Annotated in this window: 23 protein-coding genes and 2 tRNA genes; 6 read left to right on the forward strand and 19 right to left on the reverse strand. The window is 43.3% G+C overall.

Annotated elements, in window-relative coordinates:
• Positions 1 to 221: 221 nt before the first annotated feature.
• Together P3L44_RS18775 and P3L44_RS18780 are read left to right on the forward strand one after the other, a co-directional pair.
• Positions 222 to 1,217 carry a peptidase U32 family protein gene (locus P3L44_RS18775; protein ID WP_140171819.1) on the forward strand — a complete coding sequence of 332 codons (996 nt, stop codon included), beginning with the start codon at positions 222 to 224 and terminating at the stop codon, positions 1,215 to 1,217.
• A 17-nt stretch (positions 1,218 to 1,234) separates the two neighbouring features.
• Positions 1,235 to 2,110, forward strand: coding sequence for a U32 family peptidase (locus tag P3L44_RS18780; RefSeq protein ID WP_140171820.1), 876 nt, complete (start codon positions 1,235 to 1,237; stop codon positions 2,108 to 2,110).
• A 39-nt stretch (positions 2,111 to 2,149) separates the two neighbouring features.
• Here P3L44_RS18780 and P3L44_RS18785 read toward each other — a convergent pair whose 3' ends face one another.
• From P3L44_RS18785 to P3L44_RS18805, 5 genes are all read right to left on the reverse strand, one after another.
• Positions 2,150 to 2,467 carry a type II toxin-antitoxin system YafQ family toxin gene (locus P3L44_RS18785; RefSeq protein ID WP_004905874.1) on the reverse strand — a complete coding sequence of 106 codons (318 nt, stop codon included), beginning with the start codon at positions 2,465 to 2,467 and terminating at the stop codon, positions 2,150 to 2,152.
• Complete coding sequence (locus tag P3L44_RS18790) at positions 2,448 to 2,735, reverse strand: type II toxin-antitoxin system RelB/DinJ family antitoxin (RefSeq protein WP_004905876.1); 288 nt, start codon at positions 2,733 to 2,735, stop codon at positions 2,448 to 2,450. Before P3L44_RS18790 ends, P3L44_RS18785 begins: the two co-directional genes overlap by 20 nt.
• A gap of 130 nt (positions 2,736 to 2,865) precedes the next feature.
• Positions 2,866 to 4,020, reverse strand: coding sequence for an ABC transporter permease (locus P3L44_RS18795; protein ID WP_004905877.1), 1,155 nt, complete (start codon positions 4,018 to 4,020; stop codon positions 2,866 to 2,868).
• Positions 4,020 to 5,165 carry an ABC transporter permease gene (locus tag P3L44_RS18800; RefSeq protein ID WP_004905879.1) on the reverse strand — a complete coding sequence of 382 codons (1,146 nt, stop codon included), beginning with the start codon at positions 5,163 to 5,165 and terminating at the stop codon, positions 4,020 to 4,022. The genes P3L44_RS18795 and P3L44_RS18800 overlap by 1 nt, the downstream gene beginning before the upstream one ends.
• A gap of 11 nt (positions 5,166 to 5,176) precedes the next feature.
• Complete coding sequence (locus P3L44_RS18805; RefSeq protein ID WP_140171822.1) at positions 5,177 to 6,148, reverse strand: HlyD family secretion protein; 972 nt, start codon at positions 6,146 to 6,148, stop codon at positions 5,177 to 5,179.
• Positions 6,149 to 6,929: 781 nt separating this feature from the next.
• On the opposite strand from P3L44_RS18805, the gene P3L44_RS18810 reads away from it, so the two are divergent.
• The 4 genes from P3L44_RS18810 to P3L44_RS18825 all read left to right on the forward strand — a co-directional run bounded on the left by P3L44_RS18810 (position 6,930) and on the right by P3L44_RS18825 (position 10,134).
• A complete protein-coding gene (locus tag P3L44_RS18810) occupies positions 6,930 to 8,615 on the forward strand; it encodes a sensor histidine kinase (protein ID WP_094961673.1) in 1,686 nt (561 codons plus the stop codon).
• A 19-nt stretch (positions 8,616 to 8,634) separates the two neighbouring features.
• Positions 8,635 to 9,351 carry a two-component system response regulator BtsR gene (gene btsR / locus P3L44_RS18815; protein ID WP_140171823.1) on the forward strand — a complete coding sequence of 239 codons (717 nt, stop codon included), beginning with the start codon at positions 8,635 to 8,637 and terminating at the stop codon, positions 9,349 to 9,351.
• A 153-nt stretch (positions 9,352 to 9,504) separates the two neighbouring features.
• The gene (locus tag P3L44_RS18820) at positions 9,505 to 9,774 is read left to right on the forward strand and encodes a hypothetical protein (RefSeq protein ID WP_110591059.1); all 270 of its coding nucleotides are present in this window, start codon (positions 9,505 to 9,507) and stop codon (positions 9,772 to 9,774) included.
• A gap of 15 nt (positions 9,775 to 9,789) precedes the next feature.
• A complete protein-coding gene (locus P3L44_RS18825; protein ID WP_164456148.1) occupies positions 9,790 to 10,134 on the forward strand; it encodes a type II toxin-antitoxin system RelE/ParE family toxin in 345 nt (114 codons plus the stop codon).
• Between the two features lie 81 nt (positions 10,135 to 10,215).
• On the opposite strand, the gene P3L44_RS18830 is transcribed toward P3L44_RS18825, so the two are convergent.
• The 14 genes from P3L44_RS18830 to folP form a co-directional block, all read right to left on the reverse strand.
• The gene (locus tag P3L44_RS18830) at positions 10,216 to 12,147 is read right to left on the reverse strand and encodes a DEAD/DEAH family ATP-dependent RNA helicase (protein WP_004905887.1); all 1,932 of its coding nucleotides are present in this window, start codon (positions 12,145 to 12,147) and stop codon (positions 10,216 to 10,218) included.
• Between the two features lie 170 nt (positions 12,148 to 12,317).
• Positions 12,318 to 13,235 (reverse strand): lipoprotein NlpI, encoded by a 918-nt coding sequence (gene nlpI, locus P3L44_RS18835; protein ID WP_226617020.1) that lies wholly within the window; start codon positions 13,233 to 13,235, stop codon positions 12,318 to 12,320.
• A gap of 93 nt (positions 13,236 to 13,328) precedes the next feature.
• Positions 13,329 to 15,452, reverse strand: a complete 2,124-nt coding sequence (gene pnp, locus P3L44_RS18840) for a polyribonucleotide nucleotidyltransferase (RefSeq protein WP_140171824.1) — start codon at positions 15,450 to 15,452, stop codon at positions 13,329 to 13,331.
• A 403-nt stretch (positions 15,453 to 15,855) separates the two neighbouring features.
• Entirely contained in the window at positions 15,856 to 16,125 is a 270-nt protein-coding gene (gene rpsO / locus P3L44_RS18845; protein WP_004905890.1) for a 30S ribosomal protein S15, read from the reverse strand.
• A 112-nt stretch (positions 16,126 to 16,237) separates the two neighbouring features.
• A complete protein-coding gene (gene truB, locus P3L44_RS18850; RefSeq protein ID WP_272662144.1) occupies positions 16,238 to 17,191 on the reverse strand; it encodes a tRNA pseudouridine(55) synthase TruB in 954 nt (317 codons plus the stop codon).
• Entirely contained in the window at positions 17,191 to 17,601 is a 411-nt protein-coding gene (gene rbfA / locus P3L44_RS18855) for a 30S ribosome-binding factor RbfA (RefSeq protein ID WP_004905894.1), read from the reverse strand. The genes truB and rbfA overlap by 1 nt, the downstream gene beginning before the upstream one ends.
• A gap of 86 nt (positions 17,602 to 17,687) precedes the next feature.
• A complete protein-coding gene (gene infB / locus P3L44_RS18860; RefSeq protein WP_094961650.1) occupies positions 17,688 to 20,426 on the reverse strand; it encodes a translation initiation factor IF-2 in 2,739 nt (912 codons plus the stop codon).
• Between the two features lie 23 nt (positions 20,427 to 20,449).
• Positions 20,450 to 21,958, reverse strand: coding sequence for a transcription termination factor NusA (gene nusA / locus P3L44_RS18865; protein WP_272662145.1), 1,509 nt, complete (start codon positions 21,956 to 21,958; stop codon positions 20,450 to 20,452).
• 23 nt (positions 21,959 to 21,981) lie between these two features.
• On the reverse strand, positions 21,982 to 22,434 hold the full coding sequence (gene rimP / locus P3L44_RS18870) for a ribosome maturation factor RimP (protein WP_036958775.1): 453 nt from the start codon (positions 22,432 to 22,434) through the stop codon (positions 21,982 to 21,984).
• 252 nt (positions 22,435 to 22,686) lie between these two features.
• Positions 22,687 to 22,763, reverse strand: a tRNA-Met gene (locus P3L44_RS18875).
• Between the two features lie 58 nt (positions 22,764 to 22,821).
• Positions 22,822 to 22,911: transfer RNA gene (locus P3L44_RS18880), tRNA-Leu, on the reverse strand.
• A gap of 115 nt (positions 22,912 to 23,026) precedes the next feature.
• Positions 23,027 to 23,371: a preprotein translocase subunit SecG gene (secG, locus tag P3L44_RS18885; RefSeq protein ID WP_004905902.1), complete on the reverse strand. Its 345-nt coding sequence runs from the start codon at positions 23,369 to 23,371 to the stop codon at positions 23,027 to 23,029.
• A 220-nt stretch (positions 23,372 to 23,591) separates the two neighbouring features.
• A complete protein-coding gene (gene glmM / locus P3L44_RS18890) occupies positions 23,592 to 24,929 on the reverse strand; it encodes a phosphoglucosamine mutase (protein WP_004907470.1) in 1,338 nt (445 codons plus the stop codon).
• 4 nt (positions 24,930 to 24,933) lie between these two features.
• Positions 24,934 to 25,770, reverse strand: a complete 837-nt coding sequence (gene folP, locus P3L44_RS18895) for a dihydropteroate synthase (protein WP_140171826.1) — start codon at positions 25,768 to 25,770, stop codon at positions 24,934 to 24,936.
• Positions 25,771 to 25,816 lie beyond the last annotated feature (46 nt).

Raw genomic sequence — 25,816 nt, forward strand, 5'->3', positions numbered from 1 at the left:
GTTCAAAATTTAGTCAGAAATAATTCATTTTCCCTATTTAATAAACTTATTCTCTACTATTTGATACAGTTTCTTTATTACCCACCAGTCCCCTTATTTCCCTAACAACCTTAATTAACGAATACTGATATCCATTAACAATTTCTCTGCTCTAAATCAAAATCTATAACAGTTCTGTTGACTAGAATGGCAGCTATTAAATTTTATACAGGGATAGGACAATGGAATTACTCTGCCCAGCAGGGAATTTGCCCGCGTTAAAAGCGGCTGTCGATAACGGTGCTGATGCCGTTTATATTGGATTAAAAAATGATACCAATGCGCGCCATTTCGCAGGACTCAATTTTACTGAAAAAAAACTGCACGAAGCTGAGCGCTATATTCATAACCGTAAACGAAAATTACATATTGCGATTAATACATTTGCGCACCCTAATGGTTACGAACGTTGGCAAAACTCCGTCGATCTTGCTGCAGATCTCGGTGCCGATGCCTTGATCTTAGCCGATATCGCAATGTTAGAGTACGCGGCAAATAAATACCCGCATATTGAAAGGCATGTTTCTGTTCAAGCCTCTGCGACCAATACTGAAGCCATACGCTTCTATGAACGTAATTTTCAAGTCCATCGTGTCGTCCTGCCGCGCGTGCTATCTATTCACCAAGTGAAACAATTAGCCAAAAATAGCCCTGTACCGCTTGAAGTGTTTGCTTTTGGTAGTTTATGCATCATGGCTGAAGGCCGCTGCTATCTGTCTTCTTATCTCACGGGTGAGTCGCCAAATACCGTAGGTGCATGCTCTCCAGCCCGTTTTGTTCGTTGGCAACAAACTGAGGAAGGAATGGAATCACGCCTTAATAATGTGTTGATCGACCGTTACCAAAAAGATGAAAATGCCGGTTACCCAACACTATGTAAAGGACGTTATCTTGTCGATGAACAGAAATATCATGTCCTAGAAGAGCCCACCAGCCTCAATACCATTGAATTATTACCTGAATTAATGGCAGCGAATATTACCTCTGTCAAAATTGAAGGCCGCCAGCGCAGCCCAGCTTATGTGACTGAAGTGACCCGTATTTGGCGCCAAGCCATCGACCGCTACAAATCCAACCCGAATAACTTTGTCACCGACCCTAAATGGCTAAAAGCATTAGGTGGGCTTTCTGAAGGAAGCCAAACTACATTGGGTGCCTATCATCGTAAATGGCAGTAATTTAAAAGGTAAATATCATGCAGTACTCGTTAGGATCTATTCTTTATTACTGGCCAAAGCAAACGCTGGAAGATTTTTATCAACACGCCGTTCAAAGTGACGCCGATATTATCTATCTCGGTGAGACTGTGTGCAGTAAACGTCGAGAAATGAAGCCCAATGATTGGATAGAACTCGCACAACAACTCGCGAAAAGTGGTAAACAGATTGTGCTGAGCACCCTTGCTCTCCTTCAAGCACCTTCAGAACTTAAAGAGATCAGCAAGTTAGTTGATAATGGCGAGTTTCTCGTTGAAGCGCATGATTTTGGTGTGGTCAACATGTTAGCCGAGAGAGGACTTCCTTTTGTCGCGGGCCACGGTTTGAATTGCTATAACGCACAAACCTTAAATATTCTCTTACGCCAAGGCATGGTGCGCTGGTGTATGCCTGTAGAACTTTCTCGTGATTGGCTAGTCAATTTACTTCACCAATGTGATGACATCGGTATTCGTGGCAAATTTGATGTTGAAGTGATGAGCTACGGTCACTTACCACTTGCCTATTCCGCACGCTGTTTTACTGCGCGCTCTGAAAATAAGCAAAAAGACGAGTGTGAAACTTGCTGTATAAACTACCCACAAGGGCGCAAGGTGCTTTCCCAAGAACAACAACAGGTGTTTACATTGAATGGCATTCAAACGCTCAGTGGTGCTTGCTATAACCTTGGCAATGACCTGCATTCAATGCATGATCTTGTAGATATTGTGCGCATTTCCCCTGAAAGTATAGAATCCCTTGAGATAATCAAACAGTTTAAAGCCAATGAAAATGGGGATATTCCGCTGAATATCGTAAACCAAAACTGTAATGGTTATTGGCGACAAATTGCAGGGTTGTTGCTAGTGCCTTGATATACAATAGGTAATGAGCTCGAACTATAGCTCATTACCTTAACCAAATAATTCACTGTGCGAACCAATATCAACGAAAGTGATTAAATTACCTTTATCTGACAAGCGATAAACCAGTAAGAAATCACCACCAATATGAAGCTCCCTAGCTCCTTGCCATTCATGACCTTCTAATTCATGGTCAAGATATTCTTTTGGTATTATTTTTTGAGAAAACAGTATTTCCATAACGAGAACAGCCGCATTCATATCCCTACGGCCCGCTCGGTTATATCGTTCCCATGACTTCTTAAACGTTGGTGTATAAGCAACCTGCCTTGGTTGCTTAGCTCGCTTATTACTTGGCTTCTGAGTCAACTTTGCTTAACTCCACCATCATTTCGTTAATTGAATCGTAGTGCTGCTCAATAGCTTTAGCTTCTTTCAACGCTAGTGTAGTTTTCAGCGAAGGTTGCTTACGTTTGATTTCAAAGGGAACTCTTTGCTCTTGAACTACTTGTTCTAAAAACAAACGAATAGCTGCGCTAATAGTCAAACCACAATCTTGTAATACACTCGTGGCTTCCGCTTTTAATTGTTCATCAATTCGACTACGAACATCTGTTGTTTTCAATAGTGTTGACATATCATCCCCCTACACATATCAAACGTAGCTACATTGTGACTACATTGCAGTTGAGTTTAGCATTTGTCGATTAATTAGTCATTATTTCTTTAGGCCGCCTTTTCTAATAGACCATAAACACGATTAAATATTAATGCCGATGCCTGCGCCAGCGGTTAAACATATGGCTAATATGACGCAGTTCGCCATCTCGGAGCATACCAATAAATACCCCAATGACCGTATAAATAACCCCTAAAATCAGCATCATCACGATATCCATCAGGACATCGCTAAACGGTAGTCCCATTTGGTTAAGACCTGCCATAGCGTTTGTGGCCCATGTTGATGGTAGTGCTGATGCAATCATACGAACCCAATCAGGCATCGCTTGCAGTGGCCAAATCGTACCTGACATATAAAACACAGGGGTCGTAATAAATGCCAAAGTTAAATAAATCATTTCGACACTGCGCAAACATTCCGTCACTAACTTGCCAAGCCCCAGAACAGCCAAGAGGAATGGGAACGTGAACATCCAAATCACATACAATGGCGCTTCTTGCCGGTAACCCAATACCCACGGCCAAAGGGCAAAAAATACGGTAGATAAAAATAACCAAATCGGAATTAAAGCAGATAGCGCCCCTAAATAAACGGCTAATGGTGGTTTTCCTTTCGGCGTAGAACGGACCGCGATACTGACTCGCACACAGGCAATCAACAGGGAGTGCTGTAATAACATCACTAACAAGCCAGGAAAAACGATTGCTGCGAAGCTGATCCCTGGGTTATACAGTGGCTCAGTTTCACTGCGAATAGGGGTAATAATCACTTTCGCTTGTTCTTGGCTATAGCCTGCTTTAGTGAGTAACTGGGTGTTATAGGCATTGAGCAGTGTTTGGTAGGCTTTTGATAACTCTTGCTGAATTTGCCCACTTGCTAGCCGGTTGGTGCCATCACCATACACTGGCACAGTGATATTTTTACCACTCAATAAGTGTTGTTGAAAATCTGTTGGAATGATAATTATCGCAAATAACTTTCTCGCAATCATATCCTGACGAGCTTGAGCAAGGTTATCATAACTCTGCAATTGCACCTTCGGCGTCGCATCAAGATCACGGATTAACTCACGGCTTGCTGTGCTGTGGTCCATATCAATAACTGCAACAGGTAAGTCCCAAAGAACAGGCTTGGCATAAACTAAGCTCATAACGCACAGAGAAACCAATAATAACAGCCACATCGGTTTTTCCAACATCCCCAGCAGCACTTTACGAAAGGTTGCAAAATAGATAGCCATTAGACAACCCCTCCTTGGTTTTCTAACCGTTTTACTAGTCGCTTACGGATTAAAAAGCCAATCACAAATGGGTAAATCAATAAAAATAGACACACTTGAACGATGCGAGTAAAAGAAATCTCCCGCAAGAAAATATCAAACATAGCATTCAATGTATGTGTAAGTGGTTCAATATTCGAAATAATCTGTGCAGGTAATATCATTGATAGCTCAGGCACAGCCATACCCGAAAAGGCTAAGGCGATACTCACCAGCATCCCTATCAAGCTATACGCCATGATGGCACTTGAGGTAAAACTAAACAGCAATAAACCGATACTTTGCGCTGCTATCACATAGAAAAACCCTAATACAATCATATATAACGGGTTCCCTACCACTTTAGCATCAAAAATAGTGACTAGTGCCGCAATCTCTACCGCAAGCAATATACTGAAAAATAAGGTGTAAGGAGCTAACTTCCCAAGTAACGCCATGACAAACGGTTTAACACTTTGTAAGGTAGAACCTCGTGACATGGTGTAGATTGTTGCGGTAACAACAAATAGCTGTAGCATATGAATAGTTGCAGCAAACTGTTGATAATAAATATAACTACCGCTCGGGTTGAACAAACTGTCATAAGAAAGTGTGACTTGAGCTAATGGCGGCAATGCTTTTCCCATAGACTTAGCCATTTCTTGGCGATACTTCGCGTTCAGCTCTGCCACTAGCCCACTAAAATCTTGAATCGCATAACTGCCTGATGCATAAAAGAGCGCATTATAATACATCCGCAGCTCTGGCTGACGCCCCCGTAAAACATCTTCTTCAAAGTTATGAGGAATATACAATAACGCGTAATCTTTTGAACTACCGAGTCTTTTTAATGACGTACTCAAATTATCATCAATCGTTTTTACATCAGCGTGCGGGCCTGCGTTAAGGTCACGAATAATTTGCCGAGACACGGGGCTATGATTGTCATCCACCACAGAAACGGGTAAATCCATTAATGTCCCCTCTGAAAAGTTAGCGCTAACTAACGTAAACAGCATTAATGGAAACAGCCAACTTAACCAATGAAAAACAGGGCTACGAATAGCCATTTGGGTTTCACGGCTAAAGGCGTGCTCAAAACCGTGCCAAGCGAACTTAAATTTCATGGCAACACCTTTTACTTATCCCAGTGCCATAACACACTCATGCCAGGCCTTAACCCTTCGATCGGCTCTACAGGATATAAGCGAATTTCAAATGTTTTTAAATCGAAGTCACCCGTTGCACGTGTTGCTCGCTTAGTAGCATAGTCACCTTTTGGTGCAATATAACGAATTTCAGCTTCAACCACCTTATTACCCAACGCTGGGATATCCAGCTGTACTTTATCGCCTTTTTTCACATCAACTAAAATATCTTCACGCAAGTTATAGACAAAATAAGCTTGCGGCAGGCGTATTAATGAAACCAAAGGGCTTCCTGCATTAAATAATTCGCCAATTTCAGCGGGGATAGGTCCTACTTCCCCATCAACCGGGGCTTTAACTTGCAAATCATCCACCTGAACTTGCAATTCAGCCAATTTTTGTTCTGCTTGGTCAAGCGCCGCCTCATATTGCTGACGTAATTCAATACGGTCACCATGTAAGCCTTCTTCTAACCGTGCTTTTGCCCCTTGAACTTGCGAAAATGCTACTTCTTTGGCCTTACGTGCGTTATCTAACTCATTCTCTGAAACATACCCTTTGTTTTTTAAATTACTTAAACGAGCATATTCACGAGAGGCATTTTGATATTGAGAGTTGGCTTGTGCCAAGGTGGCTTGAAGATCACGAATAGTTTCTTCGCGAGTACCATTAATAGAGAGTTCTAGCTGCGCCTTTGCTTGGTCTCTTGCCGCTTTTGATGCTGCATACTGCGCCTGTAGCTCAGGGCTTTCTAATGTTAAGAGAAGTTGCCCTTGTTTTACATCATCACCACGCTCAATATGGCGCTCAATCACCCGCCCTTTTGCTTTCGAGGTTACGATAACTTCAGGTGCATCTACTTCCCCCTGTAACAATAAATATTGGTTATGGGAATGAAAAAGTGCCGCTGCTGCTATTAAGATAAGCATCAGCAAAATCAGTGCTATTGTTCTTTTTTTCATTATTTATGTGAACCTTAAATAATAACGGGGGAAACTACCATCCCTAGAGTATGACAAGAAAGTTAAATACAGCGTTAATAAATTCGTGCGCAAGATCACGAAAAGGTAGGTCATTGACTAATATTGAAGCGATTTCAGCCTTATGTCAAATATTGATGAGTGTACTTTTCTCAAATGTCGATTACTTAACCAGTGACTTACGATATAATTTCAAGCCGAATAAAGACTAATAATAGATAGCAAGAATAAATAATTCCGCCACAAAATAAAAATCCCACAACGTATCATGCTCTAAATAGTTCACATTGTGGGTAGGCGACAAGAGAAGATAGCTTGGGGAGCATACACAAGTATGTGACCCAAGGAGCTGAACGTAGTCAACACCCCCAGAATGTGAAACATGACGAGCCATGCTCTAAATAGTTCGCATTATGGGTAGGCGACAAGAGAAGATAGCTTGGGGAGCATACACAAGTATGTGACCCAAGGAGCTGAACGTAGTCAACACCCCCAGAATGTGAAGCATGACGAGCCATGCTCTAAATAGTTCGCATTATGGGTAGGCGACAAGAGAAGATAGCTTGGGGAGCATACACAAGTATGTGACCCAAGGAGCTGAACGTAGTCAACACCCCCAGAATGTGAAGCATGACGAGCCATGCTCTAAATAGTTCGCATTATGGGTAGGCGACAAGAGAAGATAGCTTGGGGAGCATACACAAGTATGTGACCCAAGGAGCTGAACGTAGTCAACACCCCCAGAATGTGAAATATGACGAGCATGTACGAATTTGACTTAATATTACTCCTCCTCCAGCAAATGTGCGTCTACTTAGTGATCGCATGGGTCCTCAGTCGTACCCCGCTGGTTACCCCATTACTTAAAGTCACTATTCGCTTACCTCACAAGGTGATGTGCTACCTGATTTTCTCAGTATTTTGCATTATCGGTACTTATTTTGGTTTGCATATCAATGATTCTATTGCCAATACTCGCGCCATTGGTGCCGTGCTTGGGGGCCTATTAGGCGGCCCCGCTGTCGGCTTTGCCGTTGGTTTTACCGGTGGTTTGCATCGTTATTCATTGGGTGGTATGAGTGCATTTGCCTGTATGGTTTCAACGATTGTTGAAGGGTTGATTGGCGGGTTAGTTCATCGTTACTTTATGAAACGTGGCGAAATTAATAAAATTTTTAATCCTATGATTGCCAGCTGTGTCACTTTTATTGCTGAAATCATACAAATGCTAATTATTTTATTGTTGGCAAAACCTTTCGATGAAGCCCTCGAACTTGTTAAAAATATCGCTGCACCTATGGTCATCGCAAATACGATTGGCGCAGCTATGTTTATTCGTATTTTACTCGACCGCCGCGCTATTGTTGAAAAATACACAACTGCATTCTCTGCTCAGGCGCTAAAAATCGCCTTAACCACTGAAGGAATTCTGCGTAAAGGCTTTAATGCTGATAACAGTATGAAAGTTGCCAAGATTATTTATCAAGAACTAGAAATTGGCGCCGTCGCCATCACTGATCGTGAAAAAATACTCGCATTTATTGGTATTGGCGCTGATCACCATCGCCCGGGAACACCGATTTCGTCGAGTCAGTCAAGGCAAGCTATTGAGAATAATGAAGTTGTATATGCCGATGGCAATGAAACGCCTTACAAGTGTTCATTAAGCCCCACCTGTAAACTCGGTTCTGCATTAGTGATCCCATTACGCGGGGAAAATGAAAAAGTCATTGGTACAATTAAACTGTATGAAGCGAAAAATAGCCTATTTAGCTCCATAAATCGTACCCTTGGTGAAGGCATAGCCAGCTTATTTTCCGCGCAAATTCTTGCGGGTCAATATGAGCGCAATAAGCAATCACTGTTACAATCTGAAGTTAAACTACTTCATGCGCAAGTGAACCCCCACTTTTTGTTTAATGTACTCAATACGCTGCAAGCCGTGATCCGCAAAGATAGCCAGCAAGCAGGCCAGCTTGTGCAATATATTTCGACATTTTTCCGCAATAATTTAAAACGACCTGAACAAAATGCCACGCTTGGTGAAGAAATTGAACATATCAACGCCTATTTGCAGATAGAAAAAGCCCGCTTTCAAGAAAGCTTACAAATTCATATTGAGATCCCAGATGAAGTCAAACAGGTTGAACTTCCAGCATTTACCCTGCAGCCACTGGTTGAAAATGCAATTAAACACGGCACCTCACAGTTATTAGAAACAGGATATATTACAATACGTAGTTATATCGGCAGTGAACATGTCTACATCGAAATAGAAGATAACGCGGGGCTATACAAGCCCACTAAAAAGTCCGATGGCTTAGGAATGGGGCTAGTCGATAAACGCTTACGTTTAAAATATGGTGAACAATATGGTATCAGCGTAGAACATGAGCCAGAAAAATTCACTCGAATGAAAATTCGCCTGCCTTATTTGGCTACAACATAATAATGATTAAATTACCTCTATGAATGTATTGATTGTTGATGACGAACCTCTTGCACGGGAAAATGTGCGTTGCCTACTTGAAGAACACGATGATATTGAAATTATCGGTGAATGCGCAAATGCGATTGAAGCGATTGGGGTCATTCACAAAAAAAAGCCTGATGTGGTTTTTCTTGATATTCAAATGCCGCGCCTAACTGGCCTTGAAATGGTACGTATGTTAGATCCAGAAGACCGCCCCTATATCGTCTTTCTTACCGCTTTTAATGAATTTGCCATCCAAGCTTTTGAAGAGCATGCATTTGATTACTTGTTAAAGCCCCTTGAAACAGAGCGATTAAAAAAAACCTTAAACCGCCTACGTCAAGGTAAGCAAAAACAGAACCTTGAACTGCTCAGCAACAATGATCCGCTCAAATTTATCCCTTGTACTGGCCATAGCCGCATCTATTTGATGAAGCTTGATGAAGTGCTATATGCCACCTCACGTATGAGTGGCGTGTATGTAATGAGCACACAAGGGCAAGAAGGCTTTACTGAGCTCACATTACGCACATTAGAAACTCGTACACCTTTAGTGCGCTGCCATCGCCAATATTTGGTTAACATGACTCAGTTAAATGAAATTCTGTTTGGCGACGGTGGACAAGCCGAGTTGGTACTCAGTTCCGGTGAACATATACCTGTCAGCCGCCGTTATCTCAAGCCACTAAAAGAGGCATTGGGGTTAGTTTGAGTCGCGCTTCAACTTCCTACGCACAAACTTGGTGTATAAATTAATAATAAATTTGTACATCTAACTGATTTTTTCTATAATCAGAAATATAAGTTCAAAAAATACACAATACGTTATTCTGGGTTGTGTGTTCACTATTTATAGGAACAAAATATGTCTAATACAATGTCGCAAAAAGCAGCACGTGAAGGCCTTGGTAACCCTGAGCTCTTTAAGGGCGGCGTTTTTGTAACAAAAAATGGGCAATCTGAGCTGTTTATCCAAACAAGTGAAGAACGTGAAATAGAGCTAAAAGAAAGGGAAAGAGAGCGCCAAGCAAATGCGCTGCTAAAATTGGTGATGGCAGCAAAAGATGATGTTAAAAATAAGAGAATCTTATCACCAGAAGAAGCGCTAGAAAAATTACGTGCAGCAAGAAAATAATGAAAGGAAATTGTGATGGAACAACCCTATACGGTCACCCTCGCAGAAACTGCATTATGGTCACTACAGGATGTAGAATCGTTTAAAATCAATTTTATGAGCAGTGTTCAAGCAGCCGCGTTTGTTGATGAGCTACTTTTATCATCCGTTAGAGCAATATCAGAAGATCCAAAGCGTTATCGCCCAAATCAAATGTTAGCCGATAATGGTCTACTAATTCGGGAGCGAATCGATATAACTAGCCAATATCGTTGTTTATATGAATTTGATATGCAAACAAATAACGTTGTTATCCTACTTTTTATCAGTACAGCACAAGATTTAGAAAAAACGCTTTATCGCTACTACATACTTAGGTAAAAATGGCTAGCAAAAAACCCGCATTTCCAAGAAGTGCGGGTTTTCATTTTATTAGGGAATAACTTCCCTAAAACCTAGCAATTACGCGTTATGGCTGCTGCTACGACGACGAGGTGCTGCATTAGTACCATCTTGACGTGGAGCAGAGTTACCACGGTCACGGTTACCACCGCCACGACGCTCACCACCGCTACGACGTTCGCCACCGCGCTCACCGCCACGGTCATTACGACGACCTGCACCAAAGCCACCTTCGCTGCCGCCATCACGACGACCACCACCACGACGCTCACCACCGCCGCGACGTTCGAACGGTTGTGCATCACCGATCAGCTGCATTTGAGTTGGTTTATTCAAAATGCGTGCGCGACTTAAATGAGTTAACACGTCAGTTGGCATGCCTTTTGGTAATTCAATTGTCGAGTGCGTTCCGTACAATTTGATATTACCGATATAACGGCTGCTGATATCCGCTTCGTTAGCAATCGCACCAACAATGTGACGAACTTCCACACCATCATCACGGCCAACTTCAATACGGTACATTTCCATATCACCGACATCACGACGCTCACGACGTCCGCCACGCTCACCACGTTCTGCACGGTCAAAACCATTGCCGTTGCTGTTGCGGCGATCACCACGGCGATCATCGCGATCATTAAATTCACGACGTGGACGACGTGGCGCATCTGGTGGCAGGATCAGAGCACGTTCACCTTGTGCCATTTTCAGTAATGCTGCGGCTAAAGTTTCCATATCTACATCTTCTGATGGAGACATTTTTGCTAACAGTGAACGATATTGGTCTAAATCGCTGCTTTCTAATTGCTGTTGAATTTTCTCAGCAAATTTCGCCTGACGACGTTGGCTCAGCAGATCTGCATCTGGTAATTCAACTTCAGGAATAGTCAGTTTCATCGTACGTTCAACGTTACGTAGCAGACGGCGTTCACGGTTCTCAACAAACAGTAACGCACGCCCTGCACGACCCGCACGGCCTGTACGGCCAATACGGTGAACGTAAGACTCGGCATCCATTGGGATGTCATAGTTAACAACTAAGCTAATACGCTCAACGTCCAAACCACGCGCTGCAACGTCAGTTGCGATCAAGATATCTAAACGACCATCTTTTAAGCGCTCTAAAGTTTGCTCACGCAGTGCTTGGTTCATGTCACCATTTAGTGCAGCACTGTTGTAACCATTGCGTTCTAACGCTTCAGCCACTTCTAATGTTGCATTTTTGGTACGCACGAAAATAATTGCTGCATCAAAGTCTTCTGCTTCTAAGAAACGTACTAACGCTTCATTTTTACGCATGCCGTACACAGTCCAATAGCTTTGAGCAATATCTGGACGAGTGGTAATGCTAGCCTGAATACGAATCTCTTTCGGGTCTTTCATAAAACGACGTGTAATACGACGAATTGGTTCAGGCATTGTTGCAGAGAACAGCGCAGTTTGGTGCTCAGCTGGAATTTGGCTCATGATGTTTTCAACATCTTCAATGAAGCCCATACGCAGCATTTCATCAGCTTCGTCTAAAACTAAGCCTTTTAATTTAGAGAGGTCTAACGTGCCACGTTTTAAGTGATCCAGAAGGCGGCCTGGTGTACCCACAACAATTTGTGGTCCTTGGCGCAGTGCACGTAATTGTACGTCATAACGTTGACCACCATACAGGGCAACAACGTTAACGCGGTTCATATGTTTAGAGAAATCGCTCATTGCTTCCGCTACCTGAACAGCCAACTCACGAGTTGGTGCAAGGACTAAAATTTGCGGAGCTTTTAAATCTGGGTCGATGTTATGCAGTAATGGCAAACTAAACGCAGCAGTTTTACCGCTACCTGTTTGTGCCATACCTAATACATCGTTGCCATCCATTAACAATGGAATACATTGCTGTTGGATTGGTGATGGTTTTTCATATCCTAGGTCATTTAGTGCTGTCAAAATAGATGCTGATAAACCTAACTCAGCAAAAGAAATATCGGTCTCAGTAGTCATGTAAAGGTGCCTCATACATAATGGCAGCCAGTTTACATAACCATGCGAAAATCATTTCGGTCATTTTCATTTAAAATGTGAACTGGCTCAAATTGTGTTTATTAAACGAACAAATAGGCCGTCACCCCGAGGGATGATGACTTAAAAATTTATCATGAAATGTTCGTCAGCTATTGCTGGCCCGATTCTAAAAGGTCGTCTTGTTCTTGGCCTAACAGCGCCAATTCCAACAATGCATAGCGGTGTTCAACAAAGCTGTGAGCGTTGTTAGCTACCGTCAGTTTGAATAACGCAACTGCGCTATCCTTATCCCCCAGACTTAGGTAATGCTTACCTAAATAGAAGTTAGTTTCACTGAGATGCTCAGCGAGCGAAGTGTTATCCGTAGATGTTTCTTTCAAACGCTCCATCAATGTATTTTCATTGATATTGCCAAGATAGAATTCTACGATATTCCAGCCCCATTGCCCTTTCTCCGCTTGGTTGTAGCGGGCAGCAAGATTATCTTGCGCCATACGCGGGTCTATGTCTTTCTCTACGAGGTAAAGCCACAGAGTACGAAAAGGATCATTTGGATCTATCTGATAATACGCCAGCAGATCATCCTGCGCTAGTTTGTACCGTTCACCGTAATATAATGCGATGCCACGATTCATTCGCGCGAAATTGTAAGTTGGATCAAGCTCTAAAACAGAATCAAACGCTTCATAGGCAGCATCATAATTGCCTGCCTGCGTAAAATATATCCCTAAAAAATTAAAAACTTCAGGAATATCAGGACGAATGGCTAACGCAGTTGAAAAATCATTACGTGCCAGCGCCCTTAAACCGAGACTATCATACAACACACCGCGCTCATATAAAAGCTGTGCGTATTCATCATCGGTTAAAGACCGACTCGCAAGGATTTGTTCCATACGAGCCAGTATCACTTCTTGTTGCAATGAAGGTTGAAGTGGAACGGCAAATACCTCGTTCTTTCGCCAATCTTTGCTACTACATCCAATAATAACAAAAAAGATAAGCGCCAAGAGCACACGCGGTAACGTGCGATAATCTCTCACCCGAAGACAGATACTGTTCAACATACTCCGCCCTTACATTACCACGCTTTACAAATGATGGTTTCAGCAAATTTAGGCTGATAGCGCCCTAACTTAATAGAGCGCTGTTAAGTCAGCTTACTCTGCTGAGTCCTGCGGTTGTGCACTTGCTTCTTCAGTTACTACCGCTTCTTTCATGCTAAGACGGATACGGCCCTGACGGTCGATTTCCAATACCTTAACAGGAACTTCTTGACCCATTTGTAGGTAATCAGTCACTTTCTCAACACGTTTGTCCGCGATTTGAGAAATATGAACCAGACCTTCTTTACCGCCGCCAATCGCAACAAATGCACCAAAGTCGACAATACGGGTTACTTTACCTGGGTAAATGCGGCCAACTTCAACTTCTGCTGTGATATCTTCAATACGACGAATTGCTTCTTTCGCTTTAATACCATCAGTTGCTGCAATTTTCACAGTACCGTCATCTTCGATCTCGATAGTCGTGCCTGTTTCTTCCGTTAACGCACGGATCACAGAACCACCTTTACCGATGACATCTTTGATTTTGTCTGGATTGATACGGATAGTGTAAATACGTGGAGCAAATTCAGAGATTTCTTCACGTGGACCATTGATTGCTTGTTCCATCGTACCAAGAATGTGCAAACGCGCACCTTTTGCTTGGTTTAAGGCAACTTGCATAATTTCACGCGTGATCCCTTCAATTTTGATGTCCATTTGCAGTGCACTGATACCTTCACGGCTACCAGCCACTTTAAAGTCCATATCACCTAAGTGGTCTTCGTCACCTAAGATATCAGACAGAACAACGAAATCTTCGCCTTCTTTTACCAGCCCCATTGCAATACCTGCAACAGCGGCTTTAATTGGCACACCAGCATCCATCAGTGCTAATGACGCACCGCAAACTGATGCCATTGATGATGAACCATTGGATTCAGTGATTTCAGACACAACACGTACAGTGTATGGGAAATCTGCGTGGTCAGGCATCACAGCTAACACACCGCGTTTCGCTAAACGGCCGTGACCGATTTCACGACGTTTTGGTGAACCCACCATGCCAGTTTCACCGACAGAGTATGGAGGGAAGTTGTAATGGAATAAGAAACGGTCAGTATATTCGCCCATTAATTGGTCGATAACCTGTGCATCACGCTCTGTACCTAAAGTTGCAGTTACCAGTGCTTGAGTTTCACCACGAGTAAACAACGCAGAACCGTGAGTACGTGGCAGAACACCCGTACGAACGTCCAGTGCACGAACCATATCTTTTTCGCGGCCATCGATACGTGGCTCACCACGGATAACACGGCTACGAACAACTTGTTTTTCTAAGCTTGCTAAAATATCTGCAACTTCAGAAACATCAACGTTTTCGTCTTCAGCAACTAATACTGCAGTGACTTCTTCTTTGATTAAGTCAACCTGCGCATAGCGCTCTTGTTTCTCAGTGATGCGGTAAGCATCGCCCATACGGCTTTCAGCTAATTGTGCAACACGGTCATGAAGAGCTTGGTTAACTGGCTCTGGCTGCCAATCCCATTTCTCTTTACCCGCTTCTTTCACTAATTCATTGATATTCTGAATAACAACTTGTTGTTGATCGTGGCCAAATACCACTGCACCTAACATTTGCTCTTCGCTCAACAAATCAGCTTCAGATTCAACCATTAATACCGCGTTATCAGTACCTGCAACCACTAAATCCAAACGGCTGTTTTTCAGTTCGTCTGCTGTAGGATTCAGAACATATTGGTCATTGATAAAACCAACACGTGCAGCACCGATTGGGCCATTGAATGGAACACCTGACAGCGCTAATACCGCTGATGCACCAATCATCGCAACGATATCTGGGTTAACTTGTGGGTTAACAGATACAACGGTCGCAATGATTTGAATTTCGTTATAAAAACCTTCTGGGAACAGAGGGCGTAGAGGACGGTCGATCAGACGTGCGATTAACGTTTCGCCTTCACCAGGACGACCTTCACGACGGAAGAAACTTCCAGGGATGCGGCCCGCTGCATATGTACGTTCTTGATAGTTAACAGTTAAAGGGAAGAAATCTTGACCTTCTTTCACTTTTTTCTGTGCAACTGCAGTCACGAATACTGCAGTGTCATCCATGTTAACCATAACAGCAGCAGATGCTTGGCGTGCGATCATACCGGTTTCAATCGAAACAGTATGTTGACCATATTGGAATTTACGAACAATAGGATTTAACACTATATTACCCTTTTTGTAAGGCTACCTGAGATTCTCAGGGAGCATTGGTTTACTCTTCCTACTACAGCCTCGCGACTAATGAGAATACTGATGTTCTAGTGATCAATTCTCTCATTAGCCGCGCGAATCGGATGTAGCGAAGAGGCATTAATAAAAACAACTCACTACGATTTATAGCTTAGCATTTAAGTTAAGTATAATTCGAGTATTACTTCAACTTTCAAAATAACTTTTAGAAGAAAAGGGGCCTCTGGCCCCTTTTCTCTGAAACTGACTCTACTCGTCATACTTCAAGTTGCAACGTTGTTGACTACATTCACTCGTACTAGCCACATACTCATGTATGTACCTAGTAACTCACTCATTTGTCGCCTAGCTGCAACTCAAATTATCTAGAGTAAGATTAGCGGCGCAGACCTAAACGCTCGATAAGAGCAGTGTAACGCGCGATATCTTTACCTTTCAAGTAAGCTTGTAAGCGACGACGCTGAGCAACCATACGCAACAGACCACGACGGCTGTGGTGATCTTTTTTGTGCTCTGCAAAGTGACTTTGCAGGTGGTTGATTTGTGCTGTCAGCAGAGCGATTTGAACTTCGCTTGAACCAGTGTCATTTTCACCGCGGCCGAACTCAGCAACGATTTTAGCTTTCGCTTCATTACTTAGAGACATAATAAACTCCAAAATGATTAATGTAAGTGATGAGAGCCAATCTCTAATTTAGCATCTCAAGATTAAGCGCCGCTATTCTACGCTGCTTAAGGCAGCAAAGCAATAAGCGCCACTACACGGACTGTTCATTTTCCACAACCAAACGCTTCGGTGCTATACGGCCATCTTCACTCACCAGAGCAATACCGATAAACCGATGCTCTGCGCCACAAGTGACTCGGACCATACAGCCTTCTTCAAGGCCTTGGACTGCGGCTCGCACAGGTTGACCCTGCTTAAAATAAGCCGCTGTTTCCTCTGTAATATTTACAGCTGGAAAATGAACGACTGCCGTATCCATTGGCAACAATAGAGAGTCGAGTAATGACTCAAAAGAACCTTCACCCGCATCTACTTTTGCCCGTAAAGCAGCTAATTGTTCTAATGTTACCATTCGCTCATAAGGGTAATTAGCCACTTGCACTCGACGCAGGTAAATCACATGCGCACCACAGCCTAACATCTCACCTAAATCATCGATAATTGTACGAATATAGGTTCCTTTAGAACAGTGTATCTCCAGTTCTAATTCATTATTTTCTAAACGAATAAACTGCAATTCATACACTGTAATTGGGCGAGCTTCACGCTCAACTGTAATCCCTTTACGCGCATATTCATACAACGGACGACCTTGGTGTTTCAACGCTGAATACATTGAAGGAACTTGTAATGTATCACCGCGGAAAAATTCTAAAGCATCATCTAGTTGCTGCTGTGTAAACTCTACGTTACGCTCACTAATAATTTCGCCATGTGAATCTGACGTATCAGTACGTTGCCCAAGACGTGCAATCACGCGATAACGTTTATCTGAATCGAGTAAAAACTGGGAAAATTTCGTCGCTTCGCCGAGACAAACAGGCAACATACCTGTTGCGAGAGGGTCAAGTGCCCCCGTGTGCCCAGCTTTATTGGCATTAAAAAAGCGCCGCACTTTTTGCAGCGCATCATTTGAAGAAATGTCCGTGGGTTTATCCAGCAGCACTACGCCGTCAATATTACGGCCGCTACGACGACGCCCCATTATTTTTCCTCTTTATCACTAACATCCGCACGACGTTTTTCATCATCGCGGATCACATTTGACACTAAATTAGACATCCGCATACCGTCAACAAGAGAGTTGTCATATTCAAATGTTAACTCAGGAATAATACGCAAACGCATTGCTTTTCCAATTAATGAACGTATAAAGCCTGATGCTTCATTTAATGCTTTAATGCCATCTGCAACCATTTCTTCTTCGCTTTTATCGTTAGCGATATTGAAAAAGGTCACAAAGACTTTACCGTATGCGAGATCGCGAGATAACTCGACACCTGAAACGGTAGCCATACCAATACGTGGGTCTTTGATCTCACGTTGTAAGATGATCGCAATTTCTTTTTGCATCTCTTGCGCAACGCGTTGTGCACGACTGAATTCTTTTGCCATCGTTATATCTCCTGACAATAAAGGGGGCAAGCGCCCCCTCATTCATACTGTTTTCTCACCACGACATTTCGTGGGTACTCACAAAATTAACCGTCAATAGAACGTTTAACTTCAATAATTTCGAAAACTTCAATCATATCGCCTACACGAACATCGTTGTAGTTCTTAACGCCGATACCACATTCCATACCGTTACGAACTTCATTGACGTCATCTTTAAAGCGACGTAGTGACTCTAGCTCACCTTCATAAATAACCACGTTATCACGTAATACGCGGATTGGGTTATTACGTTTGATGGTGCCTTCAGTGACCATACAACCAGCAACCGCGCCGAATTTCGGTGATTTAAATACATCGCGAACTTCTGCAAGTCCAATAATTTGCTGTTTGTACTCAGGCGCTAACATACCGCTCATAGCTTGTTTGATTTCATCAATTAAGCTATAGATAACAGAGTAGTAGCGTAAGTCAACACTTTCACTTTCAATCACGCGACGAGCAGAAGCATCTGCACGTACATTGAAGCCTAAGATGATAGCATTCGATGCCGCAGCTAATGTTGCGTCAGTTTCAGTGATACCACCTACACCAGAACCGATGATTTTAATTTTAACTTCATCAGTCGACAGCTTCATTAGAGAGTCGGTAATTGCTTCACAAGTACCTTGTACGTCGGTTTTCAGAACGATGTTCAGCTCAGACACTTTACCTTCTTCCATGTTAGCAAACATGTTTTCCAGTTTAGATTTCTGCTGGCGAGCTAATTTAACATCACGGAATTTACCTTGACGATACAGGGCAACTTCACGTGCTTTTTTCTCGTCACGTACAACGGTAGCTTCATCACCCGCTGAAGGCACGTTAGATAAGCCTAAGATCTCAACAGGCATTGAAGGGCCTGCTGACTGAACTTCTTTACCTAATTCGTTACGCATTGCACGAATACGGCCATATTCGAAACCACACAGGACGATATCGCCTTTGTTCAGTGTACCTTCTTGAACTAAGATTGTTGCAACTGGGCCACGACCTTTGTCTAAGTACGACTCAACAACGACACCACTTGCCATGCCTGCATATACCGCTTTCAGTTCTAAAACTTCAGCTTGCAGCAAGATAGCATCGAGCAACTCGTCAATACCGGTACCTTTCTTAGCAGAAACACTGATGAACTGAGTATCACCACCCCAGTCTTCAGAAATAACACCGTACTGAGACAGCTCATTTCTAACGCGGTCTGGATCAGCTTCTGGTTTATCAATTTTGTTTACTGCAACAACAATTGGTACACCCGCTGCTTTCGCATGCTGAATAGCTTCAATTGTTTGTGGCATAACACCATCGTCTGCAGCAACAACCAGAACAACGATATCCGTTGCCTGAGCACCACGAGCACGCATTGAAGTAAACGCGGCGTGACCTGGGGTATCTAAGAAGGTAATCATACCCTTATCAGTTTGTACGTGGTAAGCACCAATGTGCTGAGTAATACCACCCGCTTCACCTGATGCCACTTTCGTTGAGCGAATGTAGTCAAGTAGAGAGGTTTTACCATGGTCAACGTGACCCATAATGGTCACAACTGGCGCACGTGGCTCTTGAAGTGCAGAACCTGTATCACGGTCATTCATTACCGCTTCTTCTAATTCGTTTTCACGACGCAGAATAACTTTGTGACCCATTTCTTCTGCAACTAACTGTGCAGTTTCTTGGTCAATCACTTGGTTGATAGTCGCCATTGCGCCCATCTTCATCATCGTTTTGATGACTTGAGAACCTTTTACTGCCATTTTATTAGCAAGTTCACCAACAGTGATTGTTTCACCAATCACAACATCACGGTTAACCGCAACTGCTGGTTTAGTAAAGCTTTGTTGTAAAGAACTACCTTTACGTTGCTTACCTTTGCTGCGACCCGAACGGCCTGCGGCACGTTCTTCTTCGCGATCTGCTTTTTCAGAAAGTTTATTACCTTTCTTCTGGCGAGGTGCTTTTGCAGTACGATTACGTGAACGACGGCCTTCTTCTTTCTCATCACTTTCATCTTCAGCTGCACGAGCGTGCGTTGAAGTTGTTGTGTGATAATCGCTGTCTTCTTCAGTTTTCGTTTCAGCAGTCCACTTTTCACCGTTTTCTTCTGCCATTTTGCGTGCTTCTTCAGCTACGCGACGTGCTTCTGCTTCAACTTTGCGCTGAGTTTCTTCTTCAGCTTTACGTTTTAGCTCCGCAGCTTCAGCTTCACGGCGTTGTTTGTCGGCATTACTTTCTACAGCTTTGCCTGGTTTTTGTTGATTTTCGCTTGGTTTCACTTTTTCTCTTTCCGCTGCTTCGCGCGTAGCTTTATCTGCTGCTTCACGTTTTGCTTTCTCTTCGGCTTCACGTTTTGCCTTTTCTTCCGCTTCACGTTTAGCTGTTTCTTCTGCTAATCGTTTTGCTTCTGCTTGACGTTGTGCCAGTTCTTCAGCTTCGCGCTGTGCCTGCTCTTCCGCTTCACGCTGCGCCTGCTCTTCCGCTTTTGCTTCTTCAGCATCACGGTTCACATAAGTGCGTTTTTTGCGGACTTCGACATTTACCGATTTACTTTTGCCACCGGTGACGGGGACACTCAGCGTACTACGAGTTTTGCGCTGTAGTGTCAATTTGCTTGGCTGACCCGCTACCCCGCCTTGTTCACGGTTTAAATGGCTCAGTAAAGCTTCTTTTTCTGACTGGCTAACAGAGTCATTCTCACCTTTTTTGATCCCTGCTTCAGCAAATTGCTGTACCAGGCGATCAACTGTGGTTTGAATTTCCGTTGCCAATGTTTTTACAGTTTCTGTCATGCCGTTCCTTCCTGCTACAGTGTTTACGCATCGTTACCGAACCAGCAAATATTACGTGCGGCCATGATGAGCGTACCTGCTTTCTCATCATCCAGACCTTCAATATCAATCAGGTCGTCGATGCCCTGCTCAGCAAGATCTTCCAGTGTACAGATTCCACGAGTAGCCAAATTATAGGCAAGAGTACGATCCATACCTTCAAGATTCAATAAATCTTCTGCTGGCTGATTATCACCTAGGCTCTCTTTTTGAGCCAATTCTATTGTGGTGAGGGTCGCTTTCGCTCTTTCACGTAGAACTTCAACAGTCTCTTCGTCAAGACCATCAATTTCCAGAAGTTCATTAATAGGCACGTAAGCCAGTTCTTCTAACGTCGAGAAGCCTTCTTCAACAAGTGCAGTGGCAAACTCTTCATCAATATCAAGATGCTTGGTGAATGTATCAATAGAAGCATGTGCTTCTGCCTGATGTTTTGCATTAAGCTCTTCTGCGGTCATGACATTTAATTCCCATTTGTCATCACCACGGTGTTTTTTCAGTAACTGAGCTGCCAGACGAACGTTTTGACCGTTACGTCCAATGGCTTGTGCCAAATTACTACTTTCTACGGCAACATCCATCGTACATTTGTCTTCATCGACTACGATAGATGCAACATCAGCCGGAGCCATTGCATTAATAACGAATTGAGCTGGGTTATCATCCCATAACACAATATCAATTCTTTCGCCGCCTAATTCACTAGAAACGGCTTGAACACGTGCACCACGCATACCAACACAAGCACCAACTGGGTCGATACGCTTGTCATTAGTTTTAACTGCGATTTTTGCACGAGAGCCTGGGTCACGAGCAGCGGCTTTGATTTCAATAATTTCTTCGCCGATTTCTGGCACTTCAATGCGGAATAATTCAATCAGCATTTCAGGGCGAGAACGCGTAACAAAAAGTTGCGCGCCGCGTGCTTCAGGACGAACATCATACAGGACTCCGCGGATACGGTCACCTGGACGGAAGTTTTCACGTGGCAACATATCTTCACGCAGAATAACGGCTTCCGCGTTATTGCCTAAATCTAACGTGATATTTTCACGATTAACTTTTTTCACCTGAGCAGTGATAATTTCACCTTGTTGCTCACGGAATTGGTCAACAACCATCGCACGTTCTGCTTCGCGCACTTTCTGTACGATAACTTGTTTAGCTGTTTGGGTAGTAATACGGTCGAATACAACAGATTCAATTTGATCTTCGACGTACTCTCCAAGCTGGAGCGCTGGGTCTTCATACTGAGCCGCTTCCAACGTAATTTCACGCGTTGGCATTGTGACTTCTTCCACAATTAACCAACGACGGAACGTGTCGAAATCACCTGATTTACGGTCAATTTCCACACGAACATCAATTTCTTGCTCGTATTTCTTTTTAGTCGCCGTCGCTAATGCAGTTTCCAGAGCCTCGAAGATTTTTTCACGAGGGAGGGATTTTTCGTTAGAAACCGCTTCTACAACAGCCAGAATTTCTTTATTCATCCTAGTTGCCTCATTGAACTTTATTAAAAGTGGGGTACCAAGTTAGCTTTCTGGATGTTGCCGAGGGCGAACACCTCATCCTTACCATCTACAGTAACCGTAATCATTTCACCGTCTATGGCCTTAATAATTCCTTGCCACTTACGGCGGTTCTGCATTGCTATACGCAAAGTCAATGCCACCTCTTCCCCCATAAAACGCTCATAATGCGCAATGGTGAATAATGGACGTTCAAGCCCTGGTGACGATATTTCCAGGTTATAAATGACAGAGATTGGATCTTCAACGTCCAATACTGCACTGACCTGATGGCTGACATCAGCACAATCATCAACAGTGATGCCTTCTTCACTATCAATGAAGACACGCAGTGTTGATGTACGGCCACGGACAAACTCTAAGCCTACAAATTCAAAGCCTAGCGCCTCCACAGGTGCTGAGATCATCTCTGTTAATTTCTGTTCTAATGTGGACAAGCCCACCCCCAGACATAAAAAAAGGGCTATAAAAGCCCAGTTAATTCGATTGTCAAATAACAAAAAACCCCGAAATTCGGGGCTTTATGCAACTGGACCCTGTAGTGCACGGGTTCACCATATTCTTATTATACCTGTAAAATCTAGAGAAATCGATGAGAAATTTTGAGAGCTGTTAGATAACTGCACTTGATTACTACACCGGATAACTACTATAGACCACGATACTGACAAGGTATGTTGAATAAGAAATGGTTGCGGGAGCCGGATTTGAACCGACGACCTTCGGGTTATGAGCCCGACGAGCTACCAAGCTGCTCCATCCCGCGTTCGAAAGCGTGTCATATTCTACACAGATAACCTGTAAATCACAAGCATCTTAAATAATGGTGCCGAGGACGGGACTTGAACCCGTACGCCCGTTTTGTAGGCACTACCACCTCAAGGTAGCGTGTATACCAATTTCACCACCTCGGCACTGAGGCGAGGTTATCAATATTCAATCAATAACCTCAAATTTTAACTTCTTGCTCATCGCTGAGCTTACTACTTAATGATGGCATTAGTTGCCTTCATTCGGAATCTTTCACACTTAACGAGGGATATCGCTCGTTGGTGTAGCTGGTGCTGCCGGAACGTCTGTTGGTTGCTCGACTTTTGTAGGTTCACTAATGTTTTCCCACTTACTACCACTACCAGTTCCGTACTTGTTAGCAGTCATATTGCCAAGTATCAAACTGATGATGAAAAACACAGCAGCCAAGATTCCAGTCATACGGGTCATGAAGTTACCTGAGCCCGATGAACCAAACAGTGTTGCAGAAGCGCCCGCACCGAATGAAGCTCCCATGTCAGCACCTTTACCTTGCTGTAACATAATCAGACCAATAAGCCCGATAGCCGCTAGCAAGAAAATAATTAAAAGAGCTACATACATTTGAGTTACCTATTCAGTTGCGGTGCATAGCCTAATGCTATGACCTTTATCACTGCACACCTACTCATTTCGACCGTGAAAGAATACTCTTACGGGATTGAGCAGGTGCGAATACTAACCAAAGCTGAGCCGACAAGCAAGTCTATTTTGATTCCATTTGATTATTTGCAGAAAAAAACAACAAATCATCAAAATATCGCTCAGCTTCACCAATAACAACTTAGCCCGCTGCTTTTACAGCATCCGCAATATAGTTTGCCATTGCAGTCACATCAGCTTCATTTTCACCTTCAACCATGACACGGATTAACGGCTCTGTTCCTGATTTTCTCAGTAATACGCGGCCTTTTCCTGCCAATTGTTTTTCAACTTCTTCGTTCGCTGCAACAACTGCATCACTTTGTAATGGGTCGTGTTGGCCTTTGAAACGTACGTTAACTAGCACTTGTGGTAATAATTTCATACCACTGCATAAGTCATGTAGGCTCATATGGTTACGTACCATAGCGCTTAATACCTGCAAGCCTGCAACAATCCCATCACCAGTGGTCGTTTTATCTAATAAAATCACGTGGCCTGAGTTTTCAGCCCCCATGCGCCAACCTTTTTCCTGTAATTTTTCGAGAACATAGCGGTCGCCCACTTTTGCACGCTCAAAAGGAATTCCTAGCTGTTTTAGGGCGATTTCTAACCCCATATTACTCATTAATGTTCCCACTACCCCACCTTTTAACTGGCCTTGGCGTAGCGCTTCACGAGCAATAATGAAGAGAATTTGGTCACCATCAACTTTTTCACCGAGGTGATCGACCATAATAATGCGGTCACCATCACCATCAAATGCTAAACCGACATGTGCTTTTTCTTCCAAAACTTTTTGTTGTAACTGGCGAACGTCTGTAGCGCCACACTCTTCGTTGATATTGATTCCGTTAGGATCGCAACCGATAGTGATGACTTCTGCCCCTAACTCACGGAACACATTTGGTGCGATGTGGTAAGTAGCCCCATTAGCACAATCAATGACAATTTTTAAACTTGCAAGGCTTTGTTCGTTCGGGAACGTACCTTTACAAAATTCAATATAACGGCCGGCAGCATCTACAATACGGTTTGCACGACCTAATTCAGCTGACTCAACGCAGGTGATCGGCTTTTCCATTTCAGCTTCAATGGCTTCTTCGACTTCATCAGGCAGCTTAGTCCCATCAATTGAGAAGAATTTAATCCCATTATCATAATATGGATTATGAGACGCTGAAATAACAATTCCCGCTTCTGCGCGGAAAGTACGTGTTAAATAAGCAACCGCTGGGGTTGGCATTGGACCTGTGAAAGATGCGGATAAACCCGCCGCTGCTAAGCCCGCTTCTAATGAAGATTCCAACATATAGCCAGAAATACGCGTATCTTTACCAATAATAATTTTACGTGAACCATGACGAGCGAGGACTTTCCCTGCCGCCCAGCCTAATTTTAAAACAAAATCAGGGGTAATTGGGCTATCACCCACTTTGCCACGAATACCATCAGTACCAAAATATTTACGGTCGCTCATACGCTTATTTTTCCTTTTCTGACAGAGTCATCTGTACCACTTGCATCGCTTGCACGGTTTCTTTGACATCATGAACTCGAATGATGTGTGCCCCTTGCATCGCAGCAATCACTGCACAAGTTAGGCTGCCTGCGAGGCGTTCTTGTGGTGGAACATTCAATAATTGTCCAATCATAGATTTACGTGACATCCCTGCCAATAGCGGTAGTCCGAAATTATGAAATTGTTCTAAGTTTGCCAATAACTGGTAATTATGCGACAAGTTCTTACCAAAACCAAAGCCTGGATCAAGGATAATTTGTTGCCTCTCTATCCCTGCGCTCACACACCGGGTGATTTCAGCATCAAGATAGTCTTTTACCTCACGCACCACATTTTCATAATTTGGCGCTTCTTGCATCGTTCTTGGCTGGCCTTGCATATGCATAATGCAAACGGGTAAACCTGTTTTCGCGGCGACGTCTAATGCATCTGGCTCATGGAGAGAACGAATATCATTGATGATATGCATACCTGCGTTTGCTGCTTCCGCCATAACTTGGGCTTTAGAGGTATCGACTGAAATCCATACATCAAAACGCTGGGCTATTGCTTCAACAACAGGAATAACCCTATCAAGTTCCTCATTCACAGAAACTTCGGCAGCCCCTGGACGGGTAGATTCGCCACCAATATCAATGATAGTCGCACCGTGTTGCACCATTTTTGCCACATGTTCAAGCGCATCATGATAACGATTATGAGTGCCACCATCTGAAAAGGAATCAGGAGTGACATTCAAAATCCCCATCACCTTAGGTGTGGATAAGTCAAGGACACTGCCTCTCGCTTTGATTTGCATTGTTATTTTTCCTTAACGAAAAAAACCCCAGCGAACTGGGGTCTTA

The sequence above is a fragment of the Providencia sp. PROV175 genome, from assembly GCF_032707045.1.
In the GTDB taxonomy this organism is placed as follows: Bacteria; Pseudomonadota; Gammaproteobacteria; order Enterobacterales; family Enterobacteriaceae; genus Providencia; species Providencia hangzhouensis.

Coding starts and splice junctions, on each gene's coding strand:
- P3L44_RS18775 (WP_140171819.1), top strand. CDS start 222: ATGGAATTACTCTGCCCAGCAGGGAATTTGCCCGCGTTAAAAGCGGCT.
- P3L44_RS18780 (WP_140171820.1), top strand. CDS start 1,235: ATGCAGTACTCGTTAGGATCTATTCTTTATTACTGGCCAAAGCAAACG.
- P3L44_RS18790 (WP_004905876.1), bottom strand. CDS start 2,735: ATGTCAACACTATTGAAAACAACAGATGTTCGTAGTCGAATTGATGAA.
- P3L44_RS18795 (WP_004905877.1), bottom strand. CDS start 4,020: ATGGCTATCTATTTTGCAACCTTTCGTAAAGTGCTGCTGGGGATGTTG.
- P3L44_RS18800 (WP_004905879.1), bottom strand. CDS start 5,165: ATGAAATTTAAGTTCGCTTGGCACGGTTTTGAGCACGCCTTTAGCCGT.
- P3L44_RS18805 (WP_140171822.1), bottom strand. CDS start 6,148: ATGAAAAAAAGAACAATAGCACTGATTTTGCTGATGCTTATCTTAATA.
- P3L44_RS18810 (WP_094961673.1), top strand. CDS start 6,930: ATGTACGAATTTGACTTAATATTACTCCTCCTCCAGCAAATGTGCGTC.
- btsR (WP_140171823.1), top strand. CDS start 8,635: ATGAATGTATTGATTGTTGATGACGAACCTCTTGCACGGGAAAATGTG.
- P3L44_RS18820 (WP_110591059.1), top strand. CDS start 9,505: ATGTCTAATACAATGTCGCAAAAAGCAGCACGTGAAGGCCTTGGTAAC.
- P3L44_RS18825 (WP_164456148.1), top strand. CDS start 9,790: ATGGAACAACCCTATACGGTCACCCTCGCAGAAACTGCATTATGGTCA.
- P3L44_RS18830 (WP_004905887.1), bottom strand. CDS start 12,147: ATGACTACTGAGACCGATATTTCTTTTGCTGAGTTAGGTTTATCAGCA.
- nlpI (WP_226617020.1), bottom strand. CDS start 13,235: ATGTTGAACAGTATCTGTCTTCGGGTGAGAGATTATCGCACGTTACCG.
- rpsO (WP_004905890.1), bottom strand. CDS start 16,125: ATGTCTCTAAGTAATGAAGCGAAAGCTAAAATCGTTGCTGAGTTCGGC.
- truB (WP_272662144.1), bottom strand. CDS start 17,191: ATGGGGCGTCGTCGTAGCGGCCGTAATATTGACGGCGTAGTGCTGCTG.
- rbfA (WP_004905894.1), bottom strand. CDS start 17,601: ATGGCAAAAGAATTCAGTCGTGCACAACGCGTTGCGCAAGAGATGCAA.
- infB (WP_094961650.1), bottom strand. CDS start 20,426: ATGACAGAAACTGTAAAAACATTGGCAACGGAAATTCAAACCACAGTT.
- nusA (WP_272662145.1), bottom strand. CDS start 21,958: ATGAATAAAGAAATTCTGGCTGTTGTAGAAGCGGTTTCTAACGAAAAA.
- secG (WP_004905902.1), bottom strand. CDS start 23,371: ATGTATGTAGCTCTTTTAATTATTTTCTTGCTAGCGGCTATCGGGCTT.
- glmM (WP_004907470.1), bottom strand. CDS start 24,929: ATGAGCGACCGTAAATATTTTGGTACTGATGGTATTCGTGGCAAAGTG.
- folP (WP_140171826.1), bottom strand. CDS start 25,770: ATGCAAATCAAAGCGAGAGGCAGTGTCCTTGACTTATCCACACCTAAG.